This window comes from Microbacterium alkaliflavum (assembly GCF_044325405.1).
GTDB classification, from domain to species: domain Bacteria; phylum Actinomycetota; class Actinomycetes; order Actinomycetales; family Microbacteriaceae; genus Microbacterium; species Microbacterium alkaliflavum.
In genome coordinates, this window is record NZ_JBIQWL010000005.1 from 265,105 (window position 1) to 280,303 (window position 15,199).

Genomic DNA, 15,199 nt, shown 5'->3' on the forward strand with positions numbered 1-15,199 from the left:
GGCCCGCCTGCCTGAGGAGTCTTGTGGGACTACTTGACAGCTTCGAGAAGGGACTCGAGCGCGCAGTCAACAGCGCGTTCGCGAAGACCTTCCGCAGCGGCATCCAACCTGTCGAAATCGCATCCGCGCTGCGCAGCGAGCTCGACAAGAAGGCTGCCGTCGTCAGCCGCGACCGCATCCTGGCGCCCAACACGTTCACGGTGCGGCTCGCGCCCGCTGACGACGACAGAATGCGCACTCTCGGCCCCGCCTTGGGCGACGAGCTCGACGCCCTCGTGCACAAGCACGCGAAGGCGCAGGGGTACAGCTTCGCGGGACCCGTGACGATCTCCATCGCGCGCGACGACCAGCTCTCGACGGGCACGCTGCGGGTCGACTCGTCGGCCGCGCAGGGAGCCGTCACGTGGCGTGGCGTCGTCGACATCGCCGGGCGCCGGTATCCGCTCGCGAAGTCCCGCACGGTGATCGGCCGCGGCAGCGACGCCGACATCACGATCTCGGACGCCGGCACGAGCCGCCGACACGTCGAGATCCTCTGGGACGGCGAGCGGGCGATGGTCCGCGACCTCAAGTCGACGAACGGCACGCTGCTGAACGGACAGAAGGTCGCCGAGGCCGCGCTCGCCCCCGACTCGACCGTCACGATCGGCCGCACCGACATCGTGTTCCGCGTCGTCGCGCAGGCCGCCCCTCCCGCGCCGCCCAAGCCCCCGCTGCCCTCCGACGTGACGCGCGCCTTCGACATCCGCGAAGGAGGGCCCCTGCCGTGAGCGAGCTCACGCTGCTCCTCCTGCGCATCGGCTTCCTCGTGCTGCTGTGGGCGTTCGTGTTCGCCGTCGTCTACTCGCTGCGAGCCGATCTGTTCGGCGTGAAGGTGCGCAGGATGCCGGAGCCGCAGGCCGCCGCGACCCCCGCAGCAGCGTCGGCCGCGGCATCCGCCGCCACCGCCGCCGCGCCCTCGGTCAAGCCGGCTCCGCCTCTGAAGGGCGGGAAGGCGACGACCGCGACCGTCTCGCGCATCGTGATCACGAGTGGTCCCAAGACCGGTCTCGAGCTGCCCCTCGGCACCGAACCTCTCACGATCGGGCGGTCCAGCGAATCGGGTCTCGTCGTTCGCGACGACTACACCTCGAGCCATCACGCGCGCCTCCTGCTGTGGGGGGATCAGTGGATGATCCAGGACCTGGACTCGACGAACGGCACGTGGCACGACGGCGTTCGCGTCGCGACGCCCGTCCCCGTGATCGTCGGCGCCCCCATCAAGGTCGGCGCCACGACGTTCGAGCTGCGGAAGTAAGCGAGCGGTCCTCCGACAGATGGTCTTCCAGGGCTCGAGCGCTGCGATCTCGCACACCGGCAAGGTGCGCTCCAACAACCAGGACTCCGGCTACGCCGGTTCGAACCTGTTCGTCGTCGCCGACGGAATGGGCGGGCACGCGGGCGGCGACGTCGCGTCGAGTCTGGCCATCGCGCGTCTGGAGGCGCTCGACCAGCCCTATTCGGCGACGTCGGAGGCGGAGCGCGCCCTCCGGGATGCCATCTCGGATGCCGCCGGCGAGCTCAGCGACACCGTGCGGATCCGCCCGGAGCTGGCCGGCATGGGCACGACCGTCAGCGCGCTCGTCATGGTCGACCAGTATGCCGTCATCGCCCACATCGGCGATTCGCGCATCTACCTGTATCGCGACGGCACTCTGACCCAGATCACGACCGACCACACCTTCGTGCAGCGCCTCGTCGACTCCGGCCGCATCACGCCGGAGGAGGCGCGCTACCACCCGCGCCGGTCGGTGCTGATGCGCGTGCTCGGCGACATGGACACCGAGCCCGAAGTCGACACCTTCATCATGCCGACCCAGCCCGGCGACCGGTGGCTGCTGTGCTCCGACGGACTGTCCGGCGTCGTCGACGACGCGCACACGACGAAGGCGCTGGCGCAGGGGCTTCCGCCGGGGCGCACGGCCGACATCCTGCTCAAGCACGCGCTCGACGGTGGCGCGCCCGACAACGTCACGATCGTGCTCGTCGACGTCGGCGGGCAGCATCCCGTCTTCTCGGGGACCGCGACGATCGTCGGGTCGGCCTCGAACCCCATCGGCATCGAAGTGCCGGCGGCACGATCCGGCCGGTCCGGCTGGCTGCATCCCGTGCGGCAGGCGGCCAACGAGCCGTCGCACTTCGAGCCGGCCCCGGAGTTCCTCGAGGAGCTCATCGAGGAGGATCGGCGCCGCGCGCGGCGCCGGCGCCTGGGCTGGATCGTCGGCGCCGCCCTCGCGATCCTGCTGCTCGCGTTCGCGGTCTTCCTCGGGTACCAGTGGACGCAGACGCGCTATTTCGTCGGCGCCGACGAGGACACGGTCGTGATCTACCGCGGCATCCAGCAGGACATCGGCCCGATCTCGCTCTCGACTCCGTACCAGGACACCGGCATCCCCCTCGACGACCTCACGGAGTTCACGCGCGCGGCCGTCGAGCAGACGATCTCGGCATCGTCCCTGCAGGAGGCGCAGCGGATCGTCGCGAGCCTCGCCGATTCGACGGGAGCGAGCGGATGAGCGCCACGACCCCGCCGGCGGGGACCGGAGTGGTGTCGACCGATACCGCCGTCGTCCGCGCCCTCCGCCGCATCCGCGTCCCGCAGACGCAGCGCAACCGCGAGCTCTGGCTCCTGATCTTCGCGTTCGCGATCAACGGCGCGGCCATCGCGCTCGTGCAGCTCGGCGCGACGGACGCGATCGACGGGCTCTTCCTGGTCTACTGCGGCGGCCTGACGGCCCTCGTCCTCGCCCTCCATATCGTGCTCCGCCTGCGAGCGCGGGATGCCGACCCCTTCGTCGTGCCGATCGCGACGCTGCTCACCGGCATCGGGCTCGCGATGATCTACCGGATCGACATCGCCAAGAAGCTCCATGCGTGGGATGCCTTCTCGACGCGTCAGCTCGCGTGGACGGCCATCGCGGTCATCGGCGCGATCCTCATCGTGGTGCTGCTGCGCAACTACCGCGTGCTGTTCCGGTACACCTACATCGCGGGGCTCGTCGGCATCCTGCTGCTCCTGCTGCCGATCATCCCGGGCCTCGGCGCCGATGCCAACGCCGACGTGTGGGTCGACCTGGGCATCTTCTCGTTCCAGCCCGGCGAGCTGGCGAAGATCGCCCTCGCGATCTTCTTCGCCGGCTATCTCGTGCGCACGCGGGAGGCGCTCAGCTCGGTCGGCACGAGATTCCTCGGCATCACGTGGCCTCGGCCGCGCGAGCTCGGACCCCTCCTGGTGATCTGGCTCGTCTCGCTCGCGATCATCGTCCTGCAGCGCGACCTCGGCACGGGCCTGCTGATCTTCGGCATGTTCGTCGCGATGCTCTACGTCGCGACGGGCAAGACGAGCTGGGTCGTCATCGGCGTCGGCCTCGCGGTCGCGGGAGCCTTCCTCGCGTCGCGCGTGCTGCCCTACGTACAGGGGCGCTTCACGAACTGGCTGGATGCCTTCAACCCCGCCGTCATCGACGCCGACGGCGGCAGCTACCAGCTCGTGCAGGGCATCTTCGGCCTCGCGCAGGGCGGGCTCATCGGCACGGGGCTCGGTCAGGGCCGTCCGTACCTCACCCCGCTGTCGCAGAGCGACTACATCCTGCCGAGCCTCGGCGAAGAGCTCGGCCTCATCGGCGTCTTCGCGATCCTCTGCCTGTACATGGTCTTCGCGAGCCGCGGCATCCGCATCGGGCTCGCGGGGCACGACGACTTCGGCAAGCTGCTCGCGACGGGCCTGTCGTTCACGATCGCCCTGCAGGTGTTCATCATGGTCGGCGGTGTCACGCGCATCATCCCGCTCACGGGCCTGACCACGCCGTTCCTCGCCGCAGGCGGCTCGTCGCTCATCGCGAACTGGTTCATCGTCGCGCTGCTCCTGCGCATCTCCGACGCCGTGCGCAGCCGCCCGAGGGTGGTGATCGGATGACCAAGGAGCTGAAGCGCCTCAGCATCCTGATGCTCATCATGTTCCTCGCGCTGTTCGCGTCGACGAGCTGGATCCAGGTGGTGCAGGCCGAGACCCTGGCCGAGAATCCCCGCAACACCCGAGCCCTCTACGACTCGTACCAGGTTCAGCGCGGCTCGATCATCGCGAGCGGTGCCGCGATCGCGACGTCGGTGCCCTCGACCGACGTCTACAGCTGGCAGCGCGTGTATACCGACGCCCCCATGTGGAGCCAGGTGACCGGCTGGATCAACCCCGCCCTCGGGTCGGCCACGGGCATCGAACTCGAGATGAACCAGGTGCTCAGCGGATCGGCGGGTTCTCAGTTCCTCGCGCGCATCGAGCAGATCGTGACGGGTCAGCCCCAGCGCGGATCGAATGTCATGCTCTCGCTGGATGCCACGGTGCAGAAGGCGGCGTTCGACGCGCTCGGCTCGCAGCAGGGCGCGGTCATCGCCATCGAGCCGAAGACAGGGCGCGTCCTCGCGATGGTCTCGAGCCCGACGTTCGACACGAACCTGCTCGCCACGCACGATGCGAAGGCCGCGAACACGTACTACGACGGCCTCGACGCCGACCCGGCGCATCCGCTCTTCAACCGCTCCATCGGCGGCGACCTCAATCCTCCCGGGTCGACGTTCAAGCTCGTGGTCGCGTCGGCGGCCCTCGCATCGGGCGACTACACGCCCCAGTCGACGCTGCCGAATCCGGCCTCGTACACGCTCCCGCAGTCCAGCAGCGTCGTGTACAACGCATCGGGCGGCACGTGCGGCCCGGGCGACACCGTCACGATCGCCGACGCGCTGCGGCTGAGCTGCAACATCCCGTTCGCGGAGCTCGCGGTGCAGCTCGGCGACACCGCGATCCGCGACGAGGCGGAGAAGTACGGGTTCAACCAGTCGTTCCAGGTGCCGCTCGTCTCGACGCCGTCGGGATACCCGCGCACGATCCAGGACGACGCGCAGACCGCGCTCAGCGGATTCGGCCAGGGCCAGGTGACCGCGACGCCGCTGCAGATGGCGATGGTCTCGGCCGGCATCGCGAACGGCGGAATGGTGATGAACCCCCGCATGGTCGACAGCGTCATCGCCCCCGACCTGTCGGTGCAGCAGACGTTCGAGGACACCGAGTTCGGGCGGGCGCTCAGCCAGGATCTGGCCGCCCAGCTGACGACGATGATGGTCGCCGATGTCAGTGACGGCGCCGCGTCGGGTGCAAGAATAGACGGCGTCGAAGTGGCCGGTAAGACCGGGACCGCGGAGAACGGCGACACCAAGCCGTTCACGCTGTGGTTCACGGGGTTCGCGCCCGCGGACGACCCGCAGGTCGCCGTGGCGGTGGTCGTGGAGAATGGCGGCGGGCAAGGCCAATCGGGCAGCGGCAACACGATCGCGGCGCCCATCGCGAAGAAGGTCATGGAGGCGGTGCTGGGACGATGAGACCGACGCAGGGTGCGACCTTCGGCGGACGCTACGAGCTGGATTCGCGGATCGCGATCGGCGGCATGGGCGAGGTGTGGGAAGCCACAGACCACGTCATCGGCCGGACGGTGGCGATCAAGATCCTCAAAGACGAGTACATGGGCGATCCCGGGTTCCTCGAGCGCTTCCGCGCCGAGGCCCGTCACGCCGCGCTCGTGAACCACGAGGGCATCGCGAGCGTCTTCGACTACGGCGAGGAGAACGGCTCCGCCTTCCTCGTGATGGAGCTCGTTCCGGGCGAGGCGCTTTCGACGATCCTCGAGCGCGACGGGTCGCTGTCCACCGACAAGACGCTCGACATCGTCGCGCAGACGTCGGCGGCGCTGCAGGCCGCCCACGCCGCGGGGCTCGTGCACCGCGACATCAAGCCGGGAAACCTGCTCATCACCCCCGACGGCCGCGTCAAGATCACCGACTTCGGCATCGCGCGCATCGCCGACCAGGTGCCGCTGACGGCCACGGGCCAGGTCATGGGCACCGTGCAGTATCTGTCGCCCGAGCAGGCGTCCGGTCATCCGGCGTCTCCGGCGACCGACATCTACTCGCTCGGCATCGTCGCGTACGAATGCCTCGCCGGCAAGCGCCCCTTCACGGGCGAGTCGCAGGTCGCGATCGCGATGGCGCAGATCAATGAGCAGCCTCCGCCGCTGCCGCCGACCGTCGCCGTGCCGGTGCAGAACCTCGTCATGGCGATGATCGCCAAGAAGCCCGAAGACCGGCCCGCCTCGGCGTCGGCCGTCGCGCGCGCCGCGACGGCGCTGCGACGGGGAGACGTCGCGGCCGCCGCAGCCGCCGTGCCCGCCATCGCGGCCGGTGCCGCCGCGGGCGACGACATGACGCAGCTGCTGGGTGCGACCGACACGTCCGCCGCGACCCGTCTCATGCCGGGCGGCGTCGCCACCGGCACGAGCACGATGACGGCCGTCGAGGACGAGCCCCAGAAGCGCAAGCGCAGCCCGTGGACGTGGCCGCTCATCGCCCTCATCGCCCTCCTGCTGCTCGTGCTCGGCGGCACGTTGTGGGCCATCTTCGCGAACAACAACGCCAACGAGCCCGACCCCTCGCCCTCGACGCCGTCCGCCACGCAGACGTCTCCGACGCCGACGCCGACGCCCACCGCGACGCGCATCGACATCGACGCGCTCAACCTCGCGGGGCAGCAGTGCGACGCCGCGAGCTCGGCCGCGAAGCAGGCCGGCGTGCAGTCCGTGTCGTGCGTCGCGGGCAACGCGGCGTCGACGGGAGACCAGGTCGGCATCGTCTACCAGGTCGACCCGTCCGGCCGCATCGAGCCGACGACACTGCTGACACTCACGTACTACGCCGATCAGGTCGCCATGCCCGCGCCCAACGCGCCGACCATCTCCACGACGCCTGCCGTCACAGGCCAGCCGGTCAGCTTCACGTGGCCCGGCTACACCTGCCCGTCCGGCTCCGGGTCGCCGAGTGCGTACAACTTCACGGTGGTCAACGGCACGTTCTCCGCAGGCGGCCAGAACGTGACGCAGATCTCCTACGGCGGCAACGACCGCGATGGCGAGCTCACGGCGGGCCCCGCCGGACAGACGATCATCCTCACGTACACGGTCGACTGCTCGGGCAACGGCGAGAAGCGCACGTCCGGCTCCTCGCCCGAAGCCAACGCGCCGATCACGTCGGCGGCGACCTCGACCCCGCAGGCCGAGCCGACCCCGTGACCCGGCGGGCCCTCCGGGCCCGTCGGCTAGGCTGGCAGGTGTTCCACCCCAGGGAGTGACCTTTGACAGCTGAGCCGCGCGTGCTTTCGGGGCGCTATCGCGTCGATGAGCTGATCGGCCGTGGCGGCATGGCGAGCGTCTATCGGGGCTACGACCTGACGCTCGGCCGCGTCGTCGCGATCAAGGTGCTCAAGCGCGATCTCGCGACGGACAACGCGTTCCGCACGCGGTTCCGTCTCGAGGCGCAGGCGGCCTCGCGCATGTCCCACCCCGCGATCGTGCGCGTGTACGACGCCGGCGAGGACAGCGAGACGGCCCCCGACGGGTCCGTCCACCCTGTGCCGTTCATCGTCATGGAGCTCGTCAAGGGCTCGCTCCTGAAGGACATCATCTCGGCGGGCCCGGTGCCAGTCACGGATGCCGTGCGCTACGTCGACGGAATCCTCGAGGCGCTGGAGTACTCGCACCGCGCCGGCGTCGTGCACCGCGACATCAAGCCCGGCAACGTCATGGTGACGGAGTCCGGCCAGGTCAAGGTCATGGACTTCGGCATCGCGCGCGCCGTGTCCGACTCCTCGTCGACGGTCGCCGAGACGACGCAGATCCTCGGCACCGCGGCCTACTTCTCGCCCGAGCAGGCGAAGGGTGAGCCGGTCGACGGTCGAGCCGACCTCTACTCGACGGGCGTCGTGCTGTACGAGCTGCTCTCGGGACGGCAGCCGTTCCGAGGCGAGTCGCCGGTCGCGGTCGCGTATCAGCACGTGAGCGAGACGCCGGTGGCGCCGTCGGAGATCAACGAGGCGGTCCCGCGCTCGCTCGACGCCGTCGCGCTTCGCGCTCTCGCCAAAGATCCCTTCCAGCGGTATCAGGATGCCGCCTCCTTCCGTGAGGCCCTCGATGCGACCGTCGATGGGAAGGTGCCGTCGAAGCGACAGGTCGGCGCCCTGACCAGCGAACTCTACGGGCCCAATCCGCGCCAGGCCGCCGAGACCGCCCGGTCGCTGCGCCAGCTCAGCACCGACACCACGATGAAGCGCACACAGGCGGGGCCGCCCGTCGCGTGGATCTGGGGCGGCGTGGCCGTGCTGGCCGTGCTCCTGATCTCGGTGCTCTTCTGGGTTCTCACGATCCACCCCGACAACACCGTCCCCTCCAACGCCCGCATCGTCCCCGATGTCACCGACATGACCTACGACAAGGCCAACCAGGTGCTCGAGGGCGAGGACCTCCTCGCCTACCGCGTCGACGAGCCGAGCGCCGACGTCGCGCAGGACAACGTCATCCGCACCGATCCCGCATCCGGAACCTCTGTCGCTCCGGGACAGCAGGTGAAGGTCTACGTCTCCGCCGGCGTGCAGACCGCCAAGATCCCGCCCCTCGAGGGCCTCAGCGAGGATGCCGCGCGCGCCGCGGTGCAGGATCTCGGCCTCTCCGTCGGCGCCGTGACGCCGCGCAATGACCCCGGCCTCGCGGCCCACACCGTCATCTCCGCCGATCCCGCCTCCGGCAGCGAGGTGCCGCTGGGCACGGTCGTGAACCTCGTGGTCGCGACGGGGAACGTGACGATCGTGGACTACAAGGGCTACACCGTGGATGCGGCGAAGGCGGCCCTCGAGTCTCCGACGATCGGCCTCACCGTCCAGACGCAGGAAGACGCGACGTGCCCCGCGACGACGCCGCCGACCGTGACCCAGCAGTCACTGCAACCCGGCGACGTCCCCGTGCACTCGACGATCACCCTGACGTTCTGCTCGGGCCCCGCGAGCTGAGGCCGATCCGTCAGCGGCGCGGACTGAGCGAAGCGCCCCGGGTCGCGGCATCCTGGATCCCCGCCGCCTCGAGCCAGTTGCCGAGCAGCCGGTAGCCGCCCTCGGTCAAGACGCTCTCGGGGTGGAACTGCACGCCCTCGATCGGCAGCGTCCGGTGCCGGATCCCCATGATCACACCGCCGTCGGTGCGGCTCGTCACGACGAGATCGGCCGGCAGCGTGTCGGGCACGACCGCGAGCGAGTGGTACCGCGTCGCGACGAATGGATCGGGCAGGCCCGCGTACAGCGCGCCGTCGTCGTGGTGCACGAGCGAGGTCAGCCCGTGCATGAGCTCGGGGGCGTGATCGACCGTCGCACCGAATGCGGCGGCGATCGCCTGATGCCCGAGACAGACCCCCAGGAGCGGGATGCCGCTCTCCGCCGCCGCGTGGACGACGGCGATCGAGGAGCCCGCGTGCTCGGGAGTCCCCGGCCCCGGCGACACGAGCACGGCGTCGTATCCCGCGATGACGGTGCGGGCTTCGTCGGCGGCGATGGCGTCCGCCTCGACGAGCGTCGTGCGTGCGCCGAGCTCGTGCAGATAGCCCACGAGGGTGTGGACGAAGCTGTCGTGGTTGTCGACGACGAGGATGCCCCGGCTCGGCGTGGCGGTCACTCGACCGTCACCTCCTGCGGGTTGACGAGCGGGCTGACCCACGGGAAGACGTAGAAGAACAGCCCGTACAGGACTGCCGCGAGGAGGATCAGGAGGATGATCACCCGGAGCCACCAGGGGCCGGGAAGGACGTGCCACAGCGCGGCGTACATCAGGCGGCTCCCGTCGTGAGCGAGGCCGGTGCGCCTGCCGACCGCGGTGTGAAGGACTCGAACACGCTGTAGGCGACGATCCGCTCGGCGAGCGAGTACATGGGGCTGCAGCTGGTCATCGTGAGGTAGCGGTCGTCGGCGGCGACGCCCGTCGCCTGAGGAACGGGAAGCAGTACCTCGACGGCCGTCGGCTTGACGTACTCGAGCGTGCGGAAGCGATAGGTGTACCAGCCGTCGGGCGTCTCGATCACGATCGCATCGCCCACGTGGAGATCCGCGATGCGGTTGAACGGCTTTCCCCATGTCGTGCGGTGCGCCGCGAAGGCCACGTTGCCGACCGCACCCGGCATCGGCGTGCCCGGGTAGTGGCCGATGCCGATGGGATCGAGCGTCCTCGCGCGCGTGACGCCGCCGGCGATGGCGACGGCGTAGTCGGGGCCGAACCTCGGGATGTGCATCGTGCCGAACACCTGGGCGTCGGCGGCCTCGGGGAGGATGACGGGGTCTGTCGTCACGTCCGTGGGTATGGGTGCGGGTGCGGGTGTGCCGCTCGCGGTGGGCGAGGGATGCTGCGCCTCGAAATCCTCCTGCCAGGTCTCACTGAGGGCCTGGGCCTGGGCGGTGCGCTCGGCGCCGTAGATGAGGTCGCCGATCCACAGCTGCCACGCGACGTAGAGCAGGACGACGATGCCGACCGTGATGAGCACTTCGCCGAGCACCCCGACGAACGAGACACGCCGTCGCCGTCGCGTGCGCGCGCGCAGCGGTGCGCCGGGTTGCTCATCCACAGCGTGATTTTAGTCAGCTGGTCCCTCAGAAGGCTGACGGTAGACTGGTGGAATGGCACGATCCGGCAGAGACGAAGACCTCGTCGAGCGCAGCGAGGGCGAAGCGGCCCCCAATCCCGTATGGTTCAAGCCCATCATGATCGGGCTCATGCTGCTCGGTCTGCTGTGGGTGCTCGTCTTCTACCTGAGCGGCATGCAGTACCCGATCCCCGGCATCGGCCCGTGGAACCTCGTGATCGGGTTCGGCATCGCCTTCATCGGCTTCCTCATGACAACACGCTGGCGCTAGCCCGCGGCATCCCTCCTTCGGCCGAGACACGCACGTCGTGTCTCGGCCTTTCTCTTGTCTGCCGAACCACACGAATTACACGGGTGTGATTCATCCCCACCTGTGGATGAGCCTGTGGATAACTCCGGGTCTCAACGGTAGAAGAGCACCGGGATGACCAGGAGGGCGAGAAGTGCGACCGCCGTCCCGACGAGGAGCCAGATCTGGGCGGCGCGGCGCGCCGCGGTGCGTGTGCGCGCGTAGATGAGCCCGACGAGCCCACCGGTGAGGAGGCCGCCGAGGTGCGCCTGCCACGACACGGCGATCGTGGCGAGGGCGTCGCTGAACGAGCCGCGGCCGATGCTGCTGATGAGCGCGATGATGAACGGCCAGAAGAAGTTGATGGCGATGAGGATCGCGATCGTGCGGATGTCGGCCCCGATGTGCCGGCCGATGACGAGCAGGGCTCCGAAGAGGCCGAAGATGGCGCCCGAGGCGCCGACCACGAGGACGGTCGGCGGCATCAGCAGTGCAACAGCCACTGATCCGCCCAGCGCGCTCAGGAAGTAGAGCACGACGAATCGCCAGTGCCCGAGAAGCGGCTCGAGACTTCGCCCGATCATGTAGAGGGCGAGCATGTTGAGGGCGATGTGCCAGAACCCGTCGTGCACGAAGGCGACGGTCAGCAGGCGCCATGGTTGCAGCGCGTAGCCGCTCGTAGGATCGACGTAGGCACCGGCGAAGCCCAGAAACCGCTCGACGAGGTGACCCGGGATGACGAGCTGCAGGACGAAGACGACCGCCGTCGCGAGGATGATGCCGTACGTCGCGTAGGGACGCGAGTCCGACACCGTCACCGCGCGCGGACGCGACGCCCAGCGCTTCTCTGCTTTGCGCTGGGCGTCGGTCTGCGCCTTCTGCTGATCACGCATGCATTCCGGGCAGATGACACCGACCGCGCCCTGCGTCTGGCACTCGGCGCAGATGGTGCGCAGGCACCGCTGGCAGAGCACGAAGCTCACGCGATCGGGATGCCGGTAGCAGAAGTTGTCGCTGTTGCGACGGAATGCGTCCGTGGTCACGGGCGAGGGCGCGGCTTCCCGGTCAGACGGAGGCGATGTCGATCGAGTCGATGACGACGGGCTCGATAGGCCGGTCGCCCGCGGCGGTCGGCACGGCGCTGATCGCGTCGACGACTCCGCGCGACGCGTCGTCGGCGACCTCGCCGAAGATCGTGTGCTTGCCCTGCAGCCAGGGCGTGGGGTCCGTCGTGATGAAGAACTGCGAGCCGTTCGTGCCCTCCGGCTTGCCGGTCAGGGCGTTGCGACGCAGGCCGGCGTTGGCCATCGCGAGCAGGTAGGGCTTCTGGAAGGTGAGCTCGGGGCTGATCTCGTCGTTGAACGTGTAGCCGGGACCGCCGGTGCCGAGACCGAGGGGGTCACCGCCCTGGATCATGAAGCCGGGGATGATGCGGTGGAAGACGACGCCGTTGTAGAGGGCTCCTTCGCCGGGCTGGCCGGTCGAGGGGTCCTTCCACTCGCCGGTGCCGTCGGCGAGGCCGACGAAGTTCTGAACCGTGCGAGGAGCGTGGTCTCCGAAGAGGTTGACGACGATGTCGCCGTGGTTGGTGTGCAGGGTCGCGACCGCGGTAGGCGTGGGCATGGGTACATTGTTCCAGAGTTCTCCGCAACCCCTCCCGGCTGAGGCCCTGTCTGGCAAGATGGGGAAGACCACACCCCATCGACAGGGAGGGCCCCGTGAGCCTCAGCCGCAAGCGCAAGAAGGAACTCCGCAAACTCCAGGACCAGGCGAACCGACTGTGGGATGCACAGCAGGTTCTCGTGGGCGAGGCCGCCACCGTGGCCAAAGAGGCGCGGCGCCAGCTCGGCAACTACAGCCGTGAGCAGCTCGTTCCCCAGGCCAAGGACACGTACGGCAAGTACGCGGCACCATATGTCGACAAGGGCATGGCGGTGTCGAAGCAGGTCGTGAACGACCGCGTCGTGCCTGCAGCGGGCGCGCTCGTCGGCTCGGCGCTGTCGGTGTGGGATGCCGCGAACGACACTCGCGCGAAGCTCGCGGAGGGCCGCGGAGTCTCGTTCGCGGGCGCGCGCCTCCCCGTCATCGAGCCGCCGAAGAAGAGCGGCATCGGCGCGGGCGGCGTCATCGCGATCATCTTCGGGATCGCGGCAGCGCTCGGCGTCGCATACGCCGCATGGCAGACGCTGCGCGCCGACGACGAGCTGTGGGTCGCCGACGACCCGCTGCGCGCCCCCGACGCCTGAGTTGACCGACCCCACCGCACGCGTCAGAGACGCGGCGTCGGCGCGCGGGCTCGACATCGAGATCCGCGAACGGCCGGCGGCGAGGAGCCTCCCCGAGGCGGCCGAGCTTCTCGGCATCCCTCCCGCCGGCATCGTGAAGACGCTCGTCGTCAAGCGCAGCGACGACACCTACCTCTTCGCGCTCGTGCCGGGCGATCGTGCGATCTCCTGGCCCAAGCTGCGCGCCGTCGTGGGCGTCAACAAGCTGCAGCTGCCTGATCCGGAACGCGCTCTCGCTGCGACGGGCTACGAGCGCGGCACGATCGTGCCGATCGGCAGCGCGACCGAGTGGCCCGTGTACGCCGACGAGCGCATCGTGGGCGAACGCATCGCGATGGGCGCCGGGGCGCACGGCTACAGCCTGTTCGTCCAGGCCGACGACCTCATCACCGCCTATGCGGCGACCGTCGCCGACATCTCGCAGGACGTCGAAGCGCGCTGACGCCCTTCAGACGGCGCCCGCCATCCCGAGCGCGATGTCGACGAGCTTGACGCGCTGGAGCGTCGTGACGGAGCCGAGCGGGAACCACTCGGCGCGATCGGTCGACCCGTCGACTTCGTTGCGCAGGCGGCCGCCCGTCACACGCGCGCGGTAGACGATGCGCAGGGCATGGAGCGGGTCCGTCGCATCCTCTGCGATGCGGCGCGAGGGCGGGATGACCCGCGAATGGATGCCGAGGAGCTCCAGGATCTCCACCTTGTAGCCCGTCTCCTCCCAGACTTCGCGACGAGCGGCCTGCTCCGGGTCCTCACCGGGCTCGAGTCCCCCGCCCGGCATCGTCCAGGCGGCGCGTCGACCCTCGTTCCAGTGCGCGAGGAGGACGCGGTGCGCGTCGTCCACGACGACGGCGTAGGCGGCCACGCGGATGTCCACACCGACACCCTAGCCAGAGCGCCCCCCGAATACGCGAAAGCGCCGCCCCTTCGGGGCGGCGCTTTTCACATGGTGGAGCCTAGGAGTCCCTCGCCCCTCCACGCGCCACTGCGTGTCGCGCGGAGCCTCTGCGAGGGGCCCGTCGAACGCGGCTTCGCCGCTCAGTTCGAATCACTGTGCCCGATGATGTGAAAAGCGCCGCCCCTTCGGGGCGGCGCTTTTCACATGGTGGAGCCTAGGAGATTCGAACTCCTGACATCCTGCTTGCAAAGCAGGCGCTCTACCAACTGAGCTAAGGCCCCGGGGCTGTATTTGTGGGGCTACCAGGACTTGAACCTGGGACCTCTTCATTATCAGTGAAGCGCTCTAACCGCCTGAGCTATAGCCCCGATCGTGCCGGCCCGTGAGCCGTCAACCTGCAAGACTTTACCGGAAGCGCGCCGATTTCACGAATCGAGCCCGGGCGGGGCGGGTCGGTGGTTGACTGAGCGCGTGTCCGAGACTCCCCACGCCGGCGAAGCTCACACCGCCAGCGTCAATCAGCGACTCAACTGGCTCCGCGCGGGCGTGCTCGGCGCGAACGACGGCATCGTCTCGATCGCGTCTCTCGTCGTCGGCGTCGCCGGCGTCACGACGGCGACGCCGGCCCTCCTGACCGCGGGTGTCGCGGGGCTCGTGGGCGGTGCGATCTCGATGGCACTGGGCGAGTACGTCTCCGTCAGCAGCCAGCGCGACAGTGAGCGCGCGCTGATCGCCAAGGAGACCCGCGAGCTGCACGAGATGCCCGAGGAGGAGTTCGAAGAGCTGACCCGGCTCTATCGCGATCGCGGACTGACGGACGCGACAGCTCGCCAGGTGGCCACAGAGCTCACGGCGCACAACGCCCTCGCGGCCCACCTCGAGGTCGAGCTCCACATCGACCAGGACGACCTCGTCAACCCCTGGCACGCGGCGATCTCGTCGGCGATCTCGTTCACACTGGGTGCTCTGCTGCCGCTGCTGGCGATCCTGCTGCCTCCACCGGAATGGCGCGTCCCTGTGACGTTCGTCGCGGTGCTCGTCGCGCTCGCCCTCACCGGCTGGGTGTCGGCGCATCTCGGAGGCGCGCCGAAGGGGCGCGCCTCGCTCCGCCTCGTCATCGGCGGAGCGCTCGCTCTGGTCGCGACGTGGCTGATCGGAACGCTCCTCGGCTCGACCGGAGTGGTCTGAGCCGAGGCC

At 69.3% G+C, this 15,199-nt stretch carries 17 protein-coding genes and 2 tRNA genes; 11 read left to right on the plus strand and 8 right to left on the minus strand.

Annotated elements, in window-relative coordinates; genetic code table 11:
• Positions 1-23 precede the first annotated feature (23 nt).
• The 7 genes from ACH3VR_RS15500 (at position 24) to pknB (ending at position 8,920) form a co-directional block, all read left to right on the plus strand.
• The gene (locus tag ACH3VR_RS15500) at positions 24-770 is read left to right on the plus strand and encodes an FhaA domain-containing protein (RefSeq protein WP_397557219.1); all 747 of its coding nucleotides are present in this window, start codon (positions 24-26) and stop codon (positions 768-770) included.
• The gene (locus ACH3VR_RS15505; protein ID WP_397557220.1) at positions 767-1,297 is read left to right on the plus strand and encodes an FHA domain-containing protein FhaB/FipA; all 531 of its coding nucleotides are present in this window, start codon (positions 767-769) and stop codon (positions 1,295-1,297) included. The genes ACH3VR_RS15500 and ACH3VR_RS15505 overlap by 4 nt, the downstream gene beginning before the upstream one ends.
• A gap of 19 nt (positions 1,298-1,316) precedes the next feature.
• On the plus strand, positions 1,317-2,555 hold the full coding sequence (locus ACH3VR_RS15510) for a PP2C family protein-serine/threonine phosphatase (RefSeq protein WP_397557221.1): 1,239 nt from the start codon (positions 1,317-1,319) through the stop codon (positions 2,553-2,555).
• Positions 2,552-3,955 (plus strand): FtsW/RodA/SpoVE family cell cycle protein, encoded by a 1,404-nt coding sequence (locus ACH3VR_RS15515; RefSeq protein ID WP_397557222.1) that lies wholly within the window; start codon positions 2,552-2,554, stop codon positions 3,953-3,955. Before ACH3VR_RS15510 ends, ACH3VR_RS15515 begins: the two co-directional genes overlap by 4 nt.
• A complete protein-coding gene (locus tag ACH3VR_RS15520) occupies positions 3,952-5,412 on the plus strand; it encodes a peptidoglycan D,D-transpeptidase FtsI family protein (RefSeq protein ID WP_397557223.1) in 1,461 nt (486 codons plus the stop codon). Before ACH3VR_RS15515 ends, ACH3VR_RS15520 begins: the two co-directional genes overlap by 4 nt.
• Complete coding sequence (locus tag ACH3VR_RS15525; protein ID WP_397557224.1) at positions 5,409-7,151, plus strand: serine/threonine-protein kinase; 1,743 nt, start codon at positions 5,409-5,411, stop codon at positions 7,149-7,151. The genes ACH3VR_RS15520 and ACH3VR_RS15525 overlap by 4 nt, the downstream gene beginning before the upstream one ends.
• Positions 7,152-7,213: 62 nt before the next feature.
• Positions 7,214-8,920 carry a Stk1 family PASTA domain-containing Ser/Thr kinase gene (pknB, locus tag ACH3VR_RS15530; protein ID WP_397557225.1) on the plus strand — a complete coding sequence of 569 codons (1,707 nt, stop codon included), beginning with the start codon at positions 7,214-7,216 and terminating at the stop codon, positions 8,918-8,920.
• Positions 8,921-8,930: 10 nt separating this feature from the next.
• On the opposite strand, the gene ACH3VR_RS15535 is transcribed toward pknB, so the two are convergent.
• Genes ACH3VR_RS15535 through ACH3VR_RS15545 form a run of 3 tightly spaced genes read right to left on the minus strand, consistent with a single transcriptional unit; the run spans position 8,931 to position 10,515 of the window.
• Positions 8,931-9,575 (minus strand): glutamine amidotransferase-related protein, encoded by a 645-nt coding sequence (locus ACH3VR_RS15535; RefSeq protein WP_397557226.1) that lies wholly within the window; start codon positions 9,573-9,575, stop codon positions 8,931-8,933.
• A complete protein-coding gene (locus ACH3VR_RS15540; RefSeq protein ID WP_397557227.1) occupies positions 9,572-9,727 on the minus strand; it encodes a hypothetical protein in 156 nt (51 codons plus the stop codon). Before ACH3VR_RS15540 ends, ACH3VR_RS15535 begins: the two co-directional genes overlap by 4 nt.
• The gene (locus tag ACH3VR_RS15545) at positions 9,727-10,515 is read right to left on the minus strand and encodes a class E sortase (protein ID WP_397557228.1); all 789 of its coding nucleotides are present in this window, start codon (positions 10,513-10,515) and stop codon (positions 9,727-9,729) included. The genes ACH3VR_RS15540 and ACH3VR_RS15545 overlap by 1 nt, the downstream gene beginning before the upstream one ends.
• A gap of 52 nt (positions 10,516-10,567) precedes the next feature.
• Here ACH3VR_RS15545 and ACH3VR_RS15550 point away from each other — a divergent pair, with 52 nt between their 5' ends.
• On the plus strand, positions 10,568-10,804 hold the full coding sequence (locus tag ACH3VR_RS15550) for a cell division protein CrgA (protein WP_345801005.1): 237 nt from the start codon (positions 10,568-10,570) through the stop codon (positions 10,802-10,804).
• Positions 10,805-10,935: 131 nt separating this feature from the next.
• Here ACH3VR_RS15550 and ACH3VR_RS15555 read toward each other — a convergent pair whose 3' ends face one another.
• Together ACH3VR_RS15555 and ACH3VR_RS15560 are read right to left on the minus strand one after the other, a co-directional pair.
• Complete coding sequence (locus ACH3VR_RS15555; RefSeq protein ID WP_397557229.1) at positions 10,936-11,865, minus strand: rhomboid family intramembrane serine protease; 930 nt, start codon at positions 11,863-11,865, stop codon at positions 10,936-10,938.
• A gap of 22 nt (positions 11,866-11,887) precedes the next feature.
• The gene (locus ACH3VR_RS15560) at positions 11,888-12,445 is read right to left on the minus strand and encodes a peptidylprolyl isomerase (RefSeq protein WP_397557230.1); all 558 of its coding nucleotides are present in this window, start codon (positions 12,443-12,445) and stop codon (positions 11,888-11,890) included.
• Between the two features lie 95 nt (positions 12,446-12,540).
• Between ACH3VR_RS15560 and ACH3VR_RS15565 the strand changes: the two genes are divergently transcribed.
• Both ACH3VR_RS15565 and ACH3VR_RS15570 read left to right on the plus strand, forming a co-directional pair.
• Entirely contained in the window at positions 12,541-13,068 is a 528-nt protein-coding gene (locus ACH3VR_RS15565) for a DNA helicase (protein ID WP_397557231.1), read from the plus strand.
• A 1-nt stretch (position 13,069) separates the two neighbouring features.
• Entirely contained in the window at positions 13,070-13,549 is a 480-nt protein-coding gene (locus ACH3VR_RS15570) for an aminoacyl-tRNA deacylase (RefSeq protein WP_397557232.1), read from the plus strand.
• A 6-nt stretch (positions 13,550-13,555) separates the two neighbouring features.
• On the opposite strand, the gene ACH3VR_RS15575 is transcribed toward ACH3VR_RS15570, so the two are convergent.
• The 3 genes from ACH3VR_RS15575 to ACH3VR_RS15585 form a co-directional block, all read right to left on the minus strand.
• Positions 13,556-13,981 carry an NUDIX hydrolase gene (locus tag ACH3VR_RS15575; RefSeq protein ID WP_397557233.1) on the minus strand — a complete coding sequence of 142 codons (426 nt, stop codon included), beginning with the start codon at positions 13,979-13,981 and terminating at the stop codon, positions 13,556-13,558.
• Between the two features lie 226 nt (positions 13,982-14,207).
• A tRNA-Ala gene (locus ACH3VR_RS15580) sits at positions 14,208-14,283 on the minus strand.
• Positions 14,284-14,296: 13 nt separating this feature from the next.
• A tRNA-Ile gene (locus tag ACH3VR_RS15585) sits at positions 14,297-14,370 on the minus strand.
• A gap of 91 nt (positions 14,371-14,461) precedes the next feature.
• Here ACH3VR_RS15585 and ACH3VR_RS15590 point away from each other — a divergent pair.
• Positions 14,462-15,190 carry a VIT1/CCC1 transporter family protein gene (locus tag ACH3VR_RS15590; protein WP_397557234.1) on the plus strand — a complete coding sequence of 243 codons (729 nt, stop codon included), beginning with the start codon at positions 14,462-14,464 and terminating at the stop codon, positions 15,188-15,190.
• Positions 15,191-15,199: the final 9 nt, after the last annotated feature.